Origin of the sequence: Ochrobactrum sp. A-1 (genome assembly GCF_022488005.1) — a bacterium.
Taxonomy (GTDB): Bacteria; Pseudomonadota; Alphaproteobacteria; order Rhizobiales; family Rhizobiaceae; genus Brucella.
The window spans coordinates 1,544,595-1,560,190 of the sequence record NZ_JAKVQC010000007.1 but is presented as its reverse complement, the minus strand read 5'-3'; the positions used below and the strand labels follow the sequence as shown (position 1 = coordinate 1,560,190).

The following is a 15,596-nucleotide window of genomic DNA, read 5'->3' as shown; positions in this document are numbered from 1 at the left end:
GCAGACCTCCCCCTTGCCTGCAAGGATTGCTGTCTGGCCTGCCGGTTTTTGCTCAATCCACACCTCATTCAACATCAAGAAATGTAACGCTATGTTACATATTGCAACAAACTGTGGTTAACGAAATGTTAATAGTCAACACAAAAGCGGAGCACTAACCCGTGATCATAGGGGGCGCATATCAGCAACGAGCTGAAATCGTTAGGCTATCGGAAACCTAATTATTTTGGATGAAGCACGTGTTTTGCATCGGAAATTCGACATTTCCGGGAATCATCGCCGATGATTCGAGCAAATCAGCCCTACTAGGTTGCAAGATAGGTCTGCAGACGCGGCACCACAAAATCAAGAAAAACACGAACCCGTTGCGGCAGTCGCGCACCGCCAAGAAACACGGCGTGTACTTCCTCTATGTCGTTCTCCACCGCCTCGGCCAGAACCTCCACCAATGCGCCAGAGGCGAGGTCGTTCCGCGCATGATAATCGCCGATCCGGGCGAGCCCCAGCCCCGCGACTGCCATGCGCCGGACCGTCTCCCCATTATTGGCCAGCAGCGAACCGTAGACCGCGCGATCCACGATGCGACCGCTTTCCTTCAGCGGCCAGACGGGTGCAGCGCGGCGAAAATTGAAACCGATGCAATTGTGATCGGCAAGATCGTCTATAGTCAACGGCGTCCCGCAACGTTCCAGATAGGCGGGGGCCGCCACGATCTTGCGACGGGCCGTACCAAGCTTGCGCGCCATCATGCTGGAATTGGGCAAGGTGCCGATGCGGAAAGCCACGTCGGTGCGGTCAAGATAAAGGTCAACCAGCTCATCCGACAGGGCCAGGTCAATCACGATATTCGGATAGGCCGACAGAAATTCCGGCAACAAAGGCTCCAGCGCCAGCGTGCCCAATGCCACAGAAGCGTTGACGCGCACAGTGCCACCAGTGCTTGCCGAACCTTGTGAAAGCTCGCGTTCGACTTCCTCGAAATCGCGCAGCAGTCCCTGACTGCGCTCATAATAAATCTGCCCCTCGGTTGTCAGCGACAAGCGCCGCGACGAGCGCTCCAGAAGCCGGACGCCGAGCCTTGCTTCGATACGGGATATGAGCTTGCTGATGGTCGAAGGGTTCATGCGCAAGAGGCGGGCAGCTTCGGAAAAGCTGCCCGCTTCCACAACCCGCAGAAAGACCTGCATTTCGCCAACGCGATTGTCCATCGCCCGCTCCACCTGTGAAACTGTTTCACAGATAATGTGGATTCCCAGCGGATTTTCAAGCCCGCGCGACTGTCCTATTTCTGCATCACGAGATCGAACCTGACCGAAGATTATCCGGAACAGGATCAGAATCCATAAATTGACGGCCCGAAGCATGAGCCTCCCAAGCTCGCGCAACTGACGCGAAAACGCCGAGGGCCAATCGACAGGAGATGATATGAAAATCGTAAACGCACACGGTGCGTCTATACCCGCGCTCGGCTTCGGTGTTTTCCGCATGACGGATGCGGAAGTGGAAAGCGTCATCCCGGCTGCGCTGGAAGCGGGTTTCCGCCATTTTGATACGGCCCAGATCTATCAAAATGAGGCTGCCCTCGGTCGTGCTCTTGAGAAGGCAGGCGCGCAACGCAAAGACCTGTTTCTCACCACAAAAGTCTGGGTCGATAATTACAGCCCGGAAAAGTTCAGTGCATCCGTGGATGAAAGCCTCGACAAACTGAAAGTAGATCAGGTTGACCTCCTGCTCCTGCATTGGCCTGCCGACAAGGTGGCGATTGCTGATCAGATCGACATGCTCAACGCAGTGCAAACGGCAGGCAAGACGCGCTTCATTGGCGTGAGCAATCAGAATGTCGCGCAAATGAAAGAGTCTATTCTTCGCAGTGCAGCACCCATCGTCACCAACCAAATCGAAGTCCATCCTTATCTCTACCAGAATGCCGTAGCAGAGGCCGCAAAGGCATTAGGCATTGCCATCACCGCCTATTACGGCATGGCTGATGGCGCAGTGCCGCGCGACCCCATCTTGCAGGCCATTGGCGCCCGATACGGCAAGACTGCCGCTCAGGTGGGTCTACGCTGGCTGATTGAACGCGGCTTCATCGCACTTTCCAAGACAGCCAAGCCCGAGCGTGTCGCTGAAAACTTCGACATATTCGACTTTGAGCTCAGCGTAGAAGACATGACGGCGATCTCCAAACTCGCTGGCCCCAATGGACGACTGGTCAGCCCCGACGGTCTGACCCCGGTCTGGGACAAATAACGGAGGCTATGATGAGCACGATGACGTCTCACGACAGCGCAACGAAGACGGCCGGTTTCAACTGGCCGCTTCTGGCGCTTGCAATCGGTGCGTTTGGTATTGGCACTACGGAATTTGCACCTATGGGTCTGCTGCCGGTCATTGCCGACGGCATTGACGTTTCCATTCCGACGGCCGGTCTTCTGGTCAGCGCCTATGCCATCGGCGTCATGGTCGGCGCACCGATCATGACACTTGCCTTCGGACGGTTCGGCAAACGCACGGCACTGATGCTGCTGATGAGCATTTTCACACTCGGCAACATCCTGTCGGCTCTCGCACCGGATTACTGGACGCTGCTTGCAGCGCGTCTGGTAACGAGCCTCAATCACGGTGCGTTTTTCGGGCTTGGCTCCATTGTTGCAGCCAGCGTCGTGCCTCCTGAAAAGCGGGCAAGCGCCGTTGCCACCATGTTCATGGGTCTGACGATTGCGAATATTGGCGGCGTCCCGGCTGCGACCTGGATTGGCCAGCAGATCGGCTGGCGCATGTCGTTCGCCGGTACTGCTGTTCTGGGTCTGCTCGCCATCGCGGCGCTCTGGCTTTCGCTGCCGCGTGGCGAGGCAGGCAAGATGCCCGACATCCGTCGTGAGCTCGGCGTCCTGATGCGCCCGACCGTGCTGATGTCGCTCGCAACGACCGTCATGGGCGCTGGTGCCATGTTCACGCTCTACACCTATGTAGCGCCTGTACTGGCCGACCTGACAAGCGCTTCGGAAGGTTTCGTGACGCTGGCGCTCATTCTTATCGGCGTGGGCTTCACTATCGGCAACGCGCTCGGCGGACGCCTCGCAGACTGGTCGCTCAATGGTGCTACGCGGATATTTCTTGCAGCGCTTGCCATCATCAGTCTGGCACTGCCGTTCCTGCTGGGAAGCCATATCGGTGCGGCAATCGGCCTGCTCGCCTGGGGTGCGGCAGCTTTCGCCATCGTTCCTCCGGTTCAGACCCGCGTGATGCAGGCTGCATCGGAAGCACCTGGGCTGGCATCGTCGATCAATATCGGCGCGTTCAACCTCGGCAATGCGGTGGGCGCGGCCCTTGGCGGCGGCGTCATCAGCGCAGGCTATGGCTATGCAGCCATTCCCGTCGCAGGCGGCCTTCTGGCAGCGGCAGGATTGTTGTTCACACTGTCTCGCCGCCCGAAAACAGCGCTGGCTCCATCAGCCTGCTAATCCAACGTTCTCCTGAAGCGCAGAAGCGCCAGCGACGTAAACAGGAACACGAAGAATATGAGGGCGTTCACTTCTCCGGCAATGTCGGAGAGGTGGGCGCCCTTAAGCATGACGGCACGGACGATCCGCAGAAAATGCGTCAGCGGAAAAATCTCGCCCAGCGCCTGCGCCCAATCGGGCATACCCCGAAACGGGAACATGAAACCGGACAACATCAGCGATGGCAGGAAGAAGAAGAAGGTAAGCTGCATGGCCTGCATCTGCGTGCGCGACGCCGTCGAGATCGTATAGCCGAGCAGGACCAGCGACAAGACGAAGATCAGCACGCAGGTCAAAAGCAGCGCCAGCGAACCGACAAAGGGCACCCCGAACAAAAGCTTGGCCGCGACCAGCACGACCACGACCTGCACGCCACCGACGACAAGAAATGGCAGAACCTTCCCCAACATGATTTCGGCGGGCGTTGCGGGCATCGCAAGCAGGTTTTCCATCGTGCCCCGTTCTGTCTCGCGGGTCAGCGCCATAGCCGTCATCATCACCATGGTCATCTGCAGGATTACACCCAGAAGACCAGGGACGATGTTGTATTGCGATACGCCTTCCGGGTTGTAACGGCGATGCACGATGACCTGGAGCTGGCTTCGCGCAGCATCTGAAGCTTCAGCCTGCTTGCCCTGTTCACGCAGGAGCGCCTGACTTGCGACCGTTCCAAGCGTGGAAATCGCACCGCTTGCCACCGACGGGTCCGTCGCATCGGCCTCGATCAGGATCTGCGGCTGTTCGCCTGCATCGACACGTCTTGCAAAATCCGACGGTATCGTCACCACGAAGGAAACGGTGCCGTTGGCAATCAAGGCCTCGGCTTCTGCGGCACTTTGCACGACGTGGTCGAAACGATAATAGCCTGTGGTTTCCAGCGCGGAAATCATGGCACGCGTATAATGATCCTGACTGGTCACGACCAGTGCGCTCGGCAGGCTTTTTGGATCATTATTGATGGCAAAGCCGAAGAGCAGCAGCTGCATCAATGGAACGACCAACATCATGGCGAAGGTGATGCGATCGCGCCGCATCTGGATAAATTCCTTCACCAGCATCGCGCCAAGACGTTCGAACGAGAACCAGCCGCTCATGGTTTGCCGCTCCCGGAGTTCCTGTCCTTGGACATATTATCCTGCGCATTGGCCATGAACTGGATAAACACGTCCTCAAGACTGGTTTCGCCCACCTCGACTGTGGTCCCCTCGCGATGCCTGATCTTCTCCAGAGCCGCCTCAAGCTTCGCCCTGTTGGACCCCACGACATGCAGCGTCGCACCAAAAGGCGCAACCTGCTCGACACCCGGTTCACCTTCCAGTTCATGTGCTACTTCGCCAAGTCGCGGGCCATTGACGATGAAGGTCGTCAGCCCCGCCTTCTCGATGACATCCCGGACGGTCCCGGTGGCCAAAAGCTTGCCATAGGAAATATAGCTGATGCGATGGCAGCGCTCGGCTTCGTCCATGTAATGGGTCGAGACGAGTACGGTCAGTCCACCATCGGCCAGACGATGTATCTCGTCCCAGAAGTCGCGCCGTGCCTTCGGATCGACCCCAGCGGTCGGTTCATCCAGCAGCAGGAGCCTGGGCTTGTGCATGATACAGGCTGCCAGTGCCAGCCGTTGTTTCCAGCCACCGGAAAGCGTGCCCGCCAACTGATCCCCACGCGAGGTCAGTCCCAGCTCCTCAAGTGTCCGTGCCACGTGCTCCTTCACCGGCTTCAACCGGTAGAGACGCGCAACAAATTCAAGGTTTTCGGCAATGGTCAGGTCTTCATAGAATGAAAAACGCTGCGTCATGTAACCGACTTCGCGCTTGATCTTCAGTCCTTCGGTACGAAGATCGAAACCCAGCACCTTCCCTTCGCCCTCGTCGGGCGTCAGCAGCCCGCACATCATGCGGATCGTGGTCGTCTTGCCCGAACCATTCGGCCCCAGAAAGCCGACAATCTCGCCCTCGGCCACCGACATGCTTACATGATCGACGACCGTAGCGTCACCGAAGCGCTTGACGAGACCTTTGACATCGATAGCGTTCGACATTGCCACCTCCGCCTATCGGGCAGCCAGATCGACATCCACGATCTGACCGGGCTGCAGAGGCGATGCGGGATCGACCGGATGCGCCTCGACGAGATAGACAAGCTTCTGGCGCGTTTCAAGCGAGTAGATGACGGGCGGTGTGAACTCGGGATCGGGCGAAACATAGCTCACACGCGCTTGCAGGCCAGGCGCGCAACCATCGCAGCGCACGGACAGAATATCGCCCACCCGCACCGCCGAAAACTTGTCTTCCGGAATATAGACCTTCAGCTTGACCGCACCGTCCGGCAACATGGTCAGCACCGGTGCGGACGGACCCGCAATATCGCCCGGATTACGGATGACATCGGTGATCCGGCCCGGTGCGGGTGCTTCAATCGTTCGCTTGGTCAGATGCCAGCGTGCGGAATCTAGCTGCGCTTCGGCGCTCCTGACGGCATTTTCCGCCGCCTTGATCTCTTCCGGGCGCGCGGGCAAGCGACCAACCGCCAGATTGGCTGTGGCCTGATTGATCGAGGCCTGAGCCACTTCCACCTTGGTGGCCGCGTCGTCAAGCTGTGCCTGCGTCATCACCCCGCGTTTCGTCAGGTCCTGCGTACGCAAAAGAGTTCTCTGGGCATCGTCTGCCTGTGCCTTTGCTGTCCTGACGGCCGCATCCAGAACTGCAATTTCATCGGGACGCTTGCCAACCTGCAAATCCGCCAGTTGCGCGCGGGCCTGCGCCAGCGCCGCGTCGGCCTGCGCAACGGCGATCTTTGCATCCGCATCTTCCGTCTTTGCTATCGGCTTGCCCGGTTCGACGCGATCACCACGCCTGACGGCAACGGACTGAACCTGCGCCACTTCCAGCGGTGCAAGCTGCACGAATTCACCCTCAACATAACCAACAGCAAGAGGCTGCGCGCTGCATGCGGCGAAAAGGTAGGACGCAAAAGGAACCATACAGAGAATGCTCATGCCAACACCTCGCCGTTTTTGGCGGCGTCCTTCGCTGCAAGAATAGCCATGAGATTCTGGCGTGCGATTGCCGCAACAGCCGCCGCCTCTTCCGAACCCATTGTGGACCAGCCCATGCGCCGTTTCACCGCCTCCCGGCCAATGCGGAAATAAACAACCTGCCCAAGCAGGGTGAAGACGAGAAGCCGCGTAGCCTCGCTCTCGGCAGGTTCGCCCGTCGCAACTTCCCAGATGGCGCACAGCCTTTTGTGCGTTGGCTCGAAAACACCGGAATAGATACGATCGAGCGCCGCCGTCGGATGCGCCAGCTCACGCAAAAGGAACTGGACGATCTCGCCGGATTGCGGTTGTGCGACAATGAAATACGTCATCCGCTCCAGCGCCAGACCAAGCTGCTGACGGGCCGTTTCCTTCGTTTCGGCAGGTGCACTGATCACACCGTGGTGCCCGAGCGCCTGCCCCGCAATGCCCTGTATCGTTTCGACAATATAGTCTGCCGCCGCCAGCCGCAGCCCTTCCTTGCCGCCGAAATGGTAGGCAATGGAACCGATATTCGCCTTGGCCATCCCGGCAATCTCGCGGGTCGATGTGGCGTCAAAGCCCTTCGAACCAAACAGTTGCAAGGCCGCATGGATCAGCGCCATCCGCGTCTGATCGACCGAAGGTGACGGAGGCTCTTGTCCTGCATGTTTCGTTTTGCTCATATCATGATTTAATCAATCGATTGATTAAATGTCAAGCATAACAGAACCCAAAGCGCCGATCTTGGATCAGCACCTTGGATCCTACTGAAAATTATAGACGTTGTTCAGCCTCGTCTTCCAACATGCCGACCGACAGCAATCGGTGTCGGCATCTCGCGGTGTGTGTGAGAAAGCCCCTCCAATACGGCCAGAATTTCGGTCTTCGCAGCGACCGCCTTGCCCGCCTTGCTGTCGACATGAAGCAACATCTGCTCGGCGCTGGCAATCTCCGTATCGCCACGCCGGAGGCTGTGAAAGACATGTGCGCGCTTCTCGTCGAAGGAGAGCAACTGCGTTTCGACATGCAGCGCATCGCCTGCCTTGGCCTCGCCGCGATGCATGATATGGGTTTCGACCGTGTAGTAGCTGTGACCGGATTTCAGATAGGCTTCGTCCACACCGATATGCGCCAGAAACCTGTCCGTCGTCTGGCCAAATACATCAAGATAACGATGCTCGGTCATATGTCCGTTATAGTCGATCCATTCCGGGATGACGCGCGCATCCAGTAGGCGCAATGGACCGGAACCTGCCTTGGAAGAACCCGCAGCCGCATCGAGCCGTGCTGTATAGGCGTTGAGAAGCGCGCCTGCGCCCCAACCCTTGCCATTTTGCTGATGCGCGAGAGCGCGAATGATCGCGACCAGATTTTCGTCACGAATCCGCTCCAGATCGCGAATTGAAAGCCCTTCATTTTGCGCGTCCGACTGGTCCGCGATGCGGTTGATGAGGCTGTCATCGAGATCGGGCACATCTGTCAGCTTCGTCCATGGCCATTGCAACGCAGGCCCGAACTGGGCCAGGAAGTGCCGCATGCCTGCCGGACCACCGGCAATGCGATAGGTCTGGAACAGCCCCATCTGCGCCCAGCGAAGCCCGAACGAATAGCGGATGATATTGTCGATCTGCTCGACCGTGGCGATACCGTCACGCACGAGCCACAATGCCTCGCGCCACAGCGCTTCCAGCAGGCGGTCCCCCACGAAAGCATCGATCTCCTTTTCGAGCACGACCGGCTCCATTCCGGTCTGGCGGTAGAGCGCGGACGCACTTTCGATTGTCGATACGGAAGTCTTGCCTCCCGGCACCAGTTCAACCAGCGGCAACAGGTAAACGGGATTGTAGGGATGCGCGATCAAGAGGCGCTCCGGATGCCGTAACCCAGCCTGCAACTTGCTTGGAAGAAAACCGGAGGTGGACGAGGCGATCAGTGCATCGTCTGCACAAGCGGCTTCAATCTCCGCCAGAACGGCAAGTTTCAGGTCGAGACGCTCGGGCACGCTTTCCTGAACAAGCACCGCGCCTGCCACCGCCTCCGCCAGCGAAGAGGAAAACGACAATTGCCCCTCCTGCGGAAGACGCACAGTGGTCAGCGCTGCCAGCGCCTTGCGCGCATTATCGAGAATGTGTTCGGTCGTCGCCTTTGCATCGGGCGACGGATCGTAAACAGCAACGTCGAAACCGTTCAGCAGAAAGCGTGCGGCCCAGCCGCTGCCGATGACACCGCTGCCAATGCAGGCAATCTTGGGGGAATGGCTATTCATGGATTTCACCAACGCTTTGTAAGCTTGAGTTTTTCGCGGACTTCAGCAGGCGTCAGAACCTTCGTTCCCATATTGACGGCGATGGCTTTGGCCCGTTCGACCAGATCGCCATTCGACGCCAGAACGCCCTTGTCGAGCCAGATATTGTCTTCGAGACCCACACGGATATTGCCACCCGCCAGCACGGCAAGGGCCGCATAAGGCAACTGATTACGGCCAATGGAGAACGCCGAGAAAATCCAGTTATCCGGCAGGTTGTGGAGGATGGATACCAGCGTCGCCAGATCGTCCGGCGCGCCCCATGGAATACCCATGCACAGCTGCACCAGAACCGGGTCATCAAGCAGGCCCTGCTGTTGCAACCATTGGGCGAGCGGCAGATGGCCGGTGTCGAAAATCTCGATCTCCGGGCGCACGCCAAGCCGCTGTATCTGCCCGGCCATTTCCCTGAGCATGGCGGGCGTGTTGGTCATCACATAATCGCCTTCACCGAAATTCATCGTGCCGCAATCCAGCGTGCAGATTTCCGGCAAGAGTTCAGCGACATGGGCAAGCCGTTCCGTTGCGCCCGCCATATCGGTCTTGGCGGCATCGGGCGGCAGCGGCGCTTCTGCCGACCCAAAGACCAGATCGCCGCCGACACCTGCCGTCAGATTCAGCACGATATCGACACCGGACGCCCGGATGTGGTCCACAACCTCGCGGAAAAGCTCCAGCTTGCGCGATGGTTCACCCGTTTCCGGATCGCGCACATGAATATGCGCGACAGCGGCACCCGCTTCGGCACTCTCAATGGCCGCATCCGCGATCTGGCGCGGCGTGATCGGCACCTTGTTCGAGCGGTGCGTGGTGGCTCCGGCACCGGTGACGGCGGCGGTGATGAATATTTCGCGGGCGGGCTTTAAAGGCATGATCGTTTCCCTCAATTTTCGCCGAGCTTGACAGGTCACGAAATGCCGGGATTATCATTTTACGAAATCTATTTGGCGAAGAGCGAAACGTATGATCTTTGAGCCCTCCGACGAAGAACTGAGCGTTACCTTGCTGGTCCTGCCGGATTGTTCGCTTATGTCATTGGCTGCAACGCTGGACCCCATGCGCGGCGCCAACCGCGTGACGGGCCGCTCGCTTTATCGCTGGCGGGTGGTGTCGCCGGATGGCAGCGATCCCGTCACATCCAGCGGCCTCAAAGTTGCGGCCAATGGCCGTTTCGAGGCTGGCGCGCAGGATATTCTTATTATCGTCAGCGCTTTTCACGCGCTGGAACATGCGACGCCGAAGCTTCTCGCCATGCTGCGCCAGGCGGCCAAGCAATCGAAACTCGTCGTGGGTGTGGAAGCCGGGTCATGGGTGCTGGCAAAGGCAGGATTGCTGAACGGACGTAAGACAACAACGCACTGGGAAGACATGGAAGCATTCTCGCAGCGCTTCCCGGAAGTCGAAATGCAATCGGATCGTTGGGTGCGGGATGGAGCTTTTCTGACAACCGGAGGCGCGGCACCGGCGCTTGACATGATGCTGGCGCTCATTCGCGCCCGCCACGGCTATTCCATCGCGCTGGATGTGGCGAGCCTCTACATCTACGACGAGGTGAAACAGGCTTCCGATGCGCAGCCGCTGGTATCCCTTGGCCGTTTGCTTAACCGCGAACCACGACTGGCAGATGCCATAAAAATCATGGAAACCCATATCGACCGCCCGATCCCCGTGTCGAGCATAGCCCGAAGACTTGGGCTTTCAACGCGCAGCCTTGAATTGCTGTTCGCCAATGTGATCGGGCAGTCACCGGGCAATTACTACCTGTCGCTTCGGCTGAAAGCGGCCCGGCGGCTGATCCTCGATACGCATCTCTCCATGGCGGATACAGCGGAACAGACCGGCTTTTCGTCGATCAGTTCGCTGTCGCGCGCCTTCAAGCGGCATTTCGGTCAATCGCCGAGCAAGCTGCGGCAATAGCGGACGGGTTTCTTACAGATCAAGCCCCGACTTCACCTCTGCGAGCGCGGGCTTGCCGTCGAAAGTGGTCACGCCGTCAAGCCACGCATCAAGCTGCGCCGGGTTGTCCTTGATCCATTTCGTCACGGCGTCCTTGGCTTCCATGCTGTCGTTCAGGATCATGTTCATCATCGTGCTTTCCATCTCCGTGCTGAACTTCAGGTTCGACAGAAAGCGCGAGACATTGGGGCAATCCGCTGCATAGCCCTTGCGGGTCAATGTTTCGACGGTCGCGGCACCGTCATCCGGTCCGAACAGGTTTTCGCCATTTTCCAGATAGGTGAGCTTATAGCGAATATTCATCGGATGCGGCGTCCACGCGAAAAACACAACGGGCTCATCCTTGCGCACCGCGTTTTGAACCTGCGAAAGCATGGCCTGCTCGCTCGATTCCGCGAGCTGGAAATCCTTCAGGCCAAACTTGTCCTTCTCGACCATCGACTGGATCGTGGCGTTGGCGCTGCTGCCAGCCTCAATACCGTAGATCTTGCCGCCAAGCTGATCCTTGAACTTCGCGATATCAGCGTAGTTCTTGATGCCGAGATCCTTGCCTGTTGCTGCAAGACCAATCTTGGCGCCTTCGAGATTGACGCCAGCCTGCTCGACCTTCTTTCCTTCGATATAGGGTTTGCGCGCTTCTTCCTGAAGCGGCATCCAGTTGCCGAGGAAAATATCGATCTGTCCATTTTCCAGAGACTGGAAGGTGACCGGCACGGAAAGAATGGTTGTCTGCGGCTCATACCCGGCTTTTTCAAGCAGCAAAGAAGCGAGTGCTGTCGTCGCAGTAATGTCGGTCCAGCCGACATCGGAGAATTTGGGTGCCTTGCAGTTTGCGCCTTCAGCGGCATGCGCCTGCACGCTGGCAAGGCTGGCGACGCTTGCTGCAAGCAAAAGAACGATGCGTTTCATTATCTTCTCCCCTTTGTTTTTATTGAGAACAACATGATAGGGGAAACAGGAAACGCCTGTTCGCAATATACGCAATCATCTTTGCGTTTTGCGCAACCTTTGACCATTGATCAGTCGGGTCGATTTCTGAAAGCTGCGCAAAACCGGGGCGAAATTTATTTGCCACCGCCATATTGCACGTCGCTGACATGCTCCATCCAGTCGACGACTTTGCCGTCGAGCTGTTCCTGAATGGCTATATGGGTCATGGCATTGCTCGCGGATGCGCCGTGCCAGTGCTTCTCGCCCGGTTCGAACCAGACCACATCGCCGGGCCGGATTTCCTCAATCGGTCCGCCTTCGCGCTGCACAAGGCCAAGCCCGGCGGTCACGATCAAGGTCTGGCCAAGCGGATGCGTGTGCCATGCAGTGCGTGCGCCGGGCTCAAACGTCACGGTCGCAGCCGCAGCCCGCCGGACATTATTGGGAGAAAACAGCGGATCGATACGGACAGTGCCGGTAAACCAGTCGGCAGGGCCTTTCCCCGAAGGATCAGTTCCGTTGCGCTTGATATCCATGAGGCGTTTCCTTTCCTGTTCACAACGCAACATAGATCAACTTCACGGACTGTTCAGCGCCTTTTGGCGGGGTCCCGCTGCAAAATCACGTTATGCCGTTTCTCAAGCTCTGTGTTGACCGCTTCGATTTCCTGCGCCTTGCGCGCATCGTCCCAGCCAAGCTCCCGCGCCAGAATATCGGCGATTGCAGCAAGATTGCCGGTCGTCAGCGCCCCGTCGATTGCAAGTGTGGTGCGCCGCAAAACGACGTCCGCCAGATGCACGACAAGCTCGTTGCGTGCGATCCATGCGATTTCCGTCGCGCTGACCGTGTCGGTTTCAGGCAGCATCGCGACCGTTACTTCTGCTTCCTCTCGGAGGATCGGCAGGGCCGTGCTGCCATAGCGCTTCAACAATGTCTCAACCCGTGCGGCGGACAACTTTGTTTCGGTGGCATATTTCGTCACCCAAGCCTTGCGGGCGCGATCATCGGACGGATAGTCCCTGCCGCCGCCTATAGGGAGGTTGCGCGTTGAAACCTGCCGCGTCTTGTCGAACCGGCCCAGAACCTTGTCGGCCACTTCCTCGGCAAAGCCGCGGAATGTGGTCCACTTGCCGCCAACAAGCGAAATGATCGCGAATGGCCGTTCGTTATCCGGCTCGATGACGGGCGCGGAATGATCGCGACTGATCAAACCCGGTTCGGAAGCATTGGAAGCCGGAAGCGGACGAATGCCGCTATAAGTGTAGACGATTTGGCTGCGGTCGAATTTGAGTTTCGGCAGCAGCGAACGCAGGCTGTCGATGAAATAGTCGGTTTCAGGATCGTCGCAGCGCACATTGTCGGGATCGTCCGATGGAATATCGGTGGAACCCACCAGCGCCAGACCGTGATAGTCGTAGACAAGGCAGATGCGTCCGTCATCCGCCTCGAAATAAATCATTCGTCCGTTCAGGCTCTTCACCAGTTCGGGGTGATCGACAAGAATATGCGAGCCCTTGGTGCCGCCGATCATCTTGGTCGGCTTGCCAAGCGCAGCATTGACCCGGTCGATCCATGGCCCAGCCGCGTTGATGACCAGCTTCGGCCTGACCGCGAATTTCACACCATCCGGCCCTTCAAAGCCGATAAGGCCGTTCTCGGCGGAAACCAGCGTCGTGAAATTGGCGGCAGCGCTTTTCGAATTGGCGCGCAGTCCGTCGCTGACAAGTTCATAGACCAGACGTTCCGGCTGGCTGACCTTCGCATCATGATAGATGCCGCCCGCCACGATTGCGGGCGTGATATAGGGCATTTCCTTCGTCGCCGCCTCCTTCAGCAGAAAACGGTGACGCGGCATAACGCGCTCGCGCGCACCAAAATAATCGTAAAGCGCCAGACCGATCTTGATCAGCGCGGCGCCACGGCTGCGCGGCGCGGTCGTCGAGCCAAATAGGGTACGCAACGCCGCCGTAATACCCTTGGTCCATGAGAAGACAGGAATGAAAGTCGGCAGCGGCTCGACATTGTGCGGCGCATTTTTCAAAAGCAGATTACGTTCCAGTGTGGACTGGGCCACAAGCCCGAACTCACCGGTTTCCAGATATTTGAGGCCGCCATGGATAAGCCGCGACGGCGCAGCACTTGTGCCTGAACCGAAATCCGCCTTGTCGACGATGAGACAGCTCACGCCCTGCTCGCAAAGATCGCGATAGAGGCCCGCTCCGTTGACACCAGCGCCAAGGATGAGCACATCCACGCCCTCGGCTTCCAGTTGTCCGATGCGGCTTTTCATTCCGGCCTTGCCTGCGAAGTCATTCATCTTACTGTCTTTATGTCTGTGGCGCATCGCGCCTTGTCCTTCAATCCGCAAGAGCTTCGATCTTTGGCCAGACCGGCCCAAGCGCAGATGCGATCTCCTTGAAAAGCTGATAGCGCTTTTCATAAAGCGCGCTTCGCGCTGCATCCGGTTCATAGGTGCGGCCTATGGCGTCGAGATCGCGCGGGTCGCTGTAGACATTGGCAAAGACACCTGCGCCCTTGCCAGCGCAAAGGGCAGCCCCCCAGGCGGCGGCCTCGTCCGTATCCGTAACGGTAACGGGCATGCCGAGCACATTGGCAAACATCTGCGCGAAAGCCGGGCTACGCGACACGCCGCCGGTGAGGCGCGCAGCGGAGATTGCAAACCCGTCCTTCAGGTGATCAACATGGATGCGATGATTGAAGGCAATGCCTTCCCAGATTGCGCGCAGCATATCGCCCCGATCCTGCCAGCCGCGCAGACCGAAAAACGCACCGCTCGCCATCGCCCCATAGGGCGAGCCGAAGAGATAGGGATGGAACATCGCCGTCGAAGGCTTCGCCAATGCCGTATCGATTTCCGGGCGCAGCATGTCGTGGATGGAACGCCCTGTTTCCTCTGCCTCGCGCCGTTCTGCCGGGCAGAGTTTGTCGAGGAACCAGTCGTAATTGGCCGTCGACGCCGGCGAGATCGACATATTGTTCCATTCGCCCGGCGCAATACCATTGCGGCAGAACCAGCTTTTGTCGACACGCGGTTCGGAAGATAATGTTTCGTTGATGGAATAGGTCCCGGCCACCACGGCAACGGTCCCGATGCCAAGCCCGCCGACGCCAAGCGCTGAAGCGGTGACATCGTGCAAGCCACCGACAACCGGTGTTCCGGCAACGAGGCCTGTACGTTGTGCGCATTCGACAGAAACGCTACCCACGATTTCATCGGAACGCGACATGGGTGGTAATGCGTCCCAAAGCGCATCCAGCCCGAAAAGAGCGAGCGCTTCTTTCGAATATTCCTGCGTGTTGACATCGGTGAAGGAGGTCGAGGCTTCGGTGCGATCCGTGCCGACATCGCCGGTCAGGCAAAAGCGCAGCCAGTCCTTGCAGGCGATCACATGCGCGATGCGGCCAAAGCGTTCCGGTTCGTTTTCCTTCACCCATGCCAGAATGGCGGATGGTGCCGATGCATGGGGAAGCTGGCCGGTGATGGTTATGGCCTGCTCTGCAACGGGGCTATTGACCCAACGCTCCGCAACATCAACGGCGCGGCTGTCGAGAGACAATATGCCTGCGCCAAGCGGACGGCGATCCTTGTCGAGCATATAGATGCCATCACCATGCGCTGTGGTGGCAATGGCCAGAATGTCGGACGCAGGTCGCCCGCCTTTAGCGATGGCTTCGGCAATAGCATCCGCCGTTGCAGTCCAGAATTCATCCATGTCGCGTTCGACATGGCGGGCGCGCGGAAAGGATTGCGCCACGCGGCGGCGGGCAATGGCAAGGGTGGTTCCGTCAATATCGAACAGTACGGCTTTGGTGACGGTCAGTCCGCTGTCGATTCCGAGCAGAGAGGGCATGTATCGTATTC

At 58.4% G+C, this 15,596-nt stretch carries 14 protein-coding genes; 3 read left to right on the top strand and 11 right to left on the bottom strand.

From position 1 onward, the window contains the following. Positions 1–305: 305 nt before the first annotated feature. Positions 306–1,208 (bottom strand): LysR family transcriptional regulator, encoded by a 903-nt coding sequence (locus tag MKS82_RS25645; protein WP_109986929.1) that lies wholly within the window; start codon positions 1,206–1,208, stop codon positions 306–308. Positions 1,209–1,425: 217 nt separating this feature from the next. On the opposite strand from MKS82_RS25645, the gene MKS82_RS25640 reads away from it, so the two are divergent. Next, complete coding sequence (locus MKS82_RS25640; protein WP_109986745.1) at positions 1,426–2,250, top strand: aldo/keto reductase; 825 nt, start codon at positions 1,426–1,428, stop codon at positions 2,248–2,250. Between the two features lie 11 nt (positions 2,251–2,261). Further along, positions 2,262–3,464 carry an MFS transporter gene (locus MKS82_RS25635; protein ID WP_109986744.1) on the top strand — a complete coding sequence of 401 codons (1,203 nt, stop codon included), beginning with the start codon at positions 2,262–2,264 and terminating at the stop codon, positions 3,462–3,464. On the opposite strand, the gene MKS82_RS25630 is transcribed toward MKS82_RS25635, so the two are convergent. From MKS82_RS25630 to MKS82_RS25605, 6 genes are all read right to left on the bottom strand, one after another. Continuing rightward, a complete protein-coding gene (locus tag MKS82_RS25630; RefSeq protein ID WP_109986743.1) occupies positions 3,461–4,597 on the bottom strand; it encodes an ABC transporter permease in 1,137 nt (378 codons plus the stop codon). The two genes, MKS82_RS25635 and MKS82_RS25630, sit on opposite strands and share 4 nt — an antisense overlap. Then, the gene (locus MKS82_RS25625; RefSeq protein WP_109986742.1) at positions 4,594–5,544 is read right to left on the bottom strand and encodes an ABC transporter ATP-binding protein; all 951 of its coding nucleotides are present in this window, start codon (positions 5,542–5,544) and stop codon (positions 4,594–4,596) included. The genes MKS82_RS25630 and MKS82_RS25625 overlap by 4 nt, the downstream gene beginning before the upstream one ends. Positions 5,545–5,556: 12 nt before the next feature. Further along, positions 5,557–6,501 carry an HlyD family secretion protein gene (locus MKS82_RS25620; RefSeq protein ID WP_109986741.1) on the bottom strand — a complete coding sequence of 315 codons (945 nt, stop codon included), beginning with the start codon at positions 6,499–6,501 and terminating at the stop codon, positions 5,557–5,559. Continuing rightward, on the bottom strand, positions 6,498–7,205 hold the full coding sequence (locus MKS82_RS25615) for a DUF1956 domain-containing protein (protein ID WP_109986740.1): 708 nt from the start codon (positions 7,203–7,205) through the stop codon (positions 6,498–6,500). The genes MKS82_RS25620 and MKS82_RS25615 overlap by 4 nt, the downstream gene beginning before the upstream one ends. A gap of 104 nt (positions 7,206–7,309) precedes the next feature. Next, positions 7,310–8,788, bottom strand: coding sequence for a carnitine 3-dehydrogenase (locus MKS82_RS25610; RefSeq protein ID WP_109986739.1), 1,479 nt, complete (start codon positions 8,786–8,788; stop codon positions 7,310–7,312). A 5-nt stretch (positions 8,789–8,793) separates the two neighbouring features. Continuing rightward, positions 8,794–9,699, bottom strand: coding sequence for a BKACE family enzyme (locus MKS82_RS25605; protein ID WP_104755611.1), 906 nt, complete (start codon positions 9,697–9,699; stop codon positions 8,794–8,796). Between the two features lie 91 nt (positions 9,700–9,790). Here MKS82_RS25605 and MKS82_RS25600 point away from each other — a divergent pair, with 91 nt between their 5' ends. Continuing rightward, the gene (locus tag MKS82_RS25600) at positions 9,791–10,744 is read left to right on the top strand and encodes a GlxA family transcriptional regulator (protein WP_109986738.1); all 954 of its coding nucleotides are present in this window, start codon (positions 9,791–9,793) and stop codon (positions 10,742–10,744) included. A gap of 12 nt (positions 10,745–10,756) precedes the next feature. Here MKS82_RS25600 and choX read toward each other — a convergent pair whose 3' ends face one another. The 4 genes from choX to MKS82_RS25580 form a co-directional block, all read right to left on the bottom strand. Then, positions 10,757–11,692, bottom strand: coding sequence for a choline ABC transporter substrate-binding protein (choX, locus tag MKS82_RS25595; protein ID WP_109986737.1), 936 nt, complete (start codon positions 11,690–11,692; stop codon positions 10,757–10,759). Between the two features lie 155 nt (positions 11,693–11,847). Then, entirely contained in the window at positions 11,848–12,249 is a 402-nt protein-coding gene (locus MKS82_RS25590) for a (R)-mandelonitrile lyase (protein WP_109986736.1), read from the bottom strand. Positions 12,250–12,302: 53 nt separating this feature from the next. Beyond that, positions 12,303–14,030: a glycerol-3-phosphate dehydrogenase/oxidase gene (locus MKS82_RS25585; protein WP_109986735.1), complete on the bottom strand. Its 1,728-nt coding sequence runs from the start codon at positions 14,028–14,030 to the stop codon at positions 12,303–12,305. Positions 14,031–14,070: 40 nt separating this feature from the next. Beyond that, positions 14,071–15,585, bottom strand: a complete 1,515-nt coding sequence (locus MKS82_RS25580; protein WP_109986734.1) for an FGGY-family carbohydrate kinase — start codon at positions 15,583–15,585, stop codon at positions 14,071–14,073. Between the last annotated feature and the right edge of the window lie 11 nt (positions 15,586–15,596).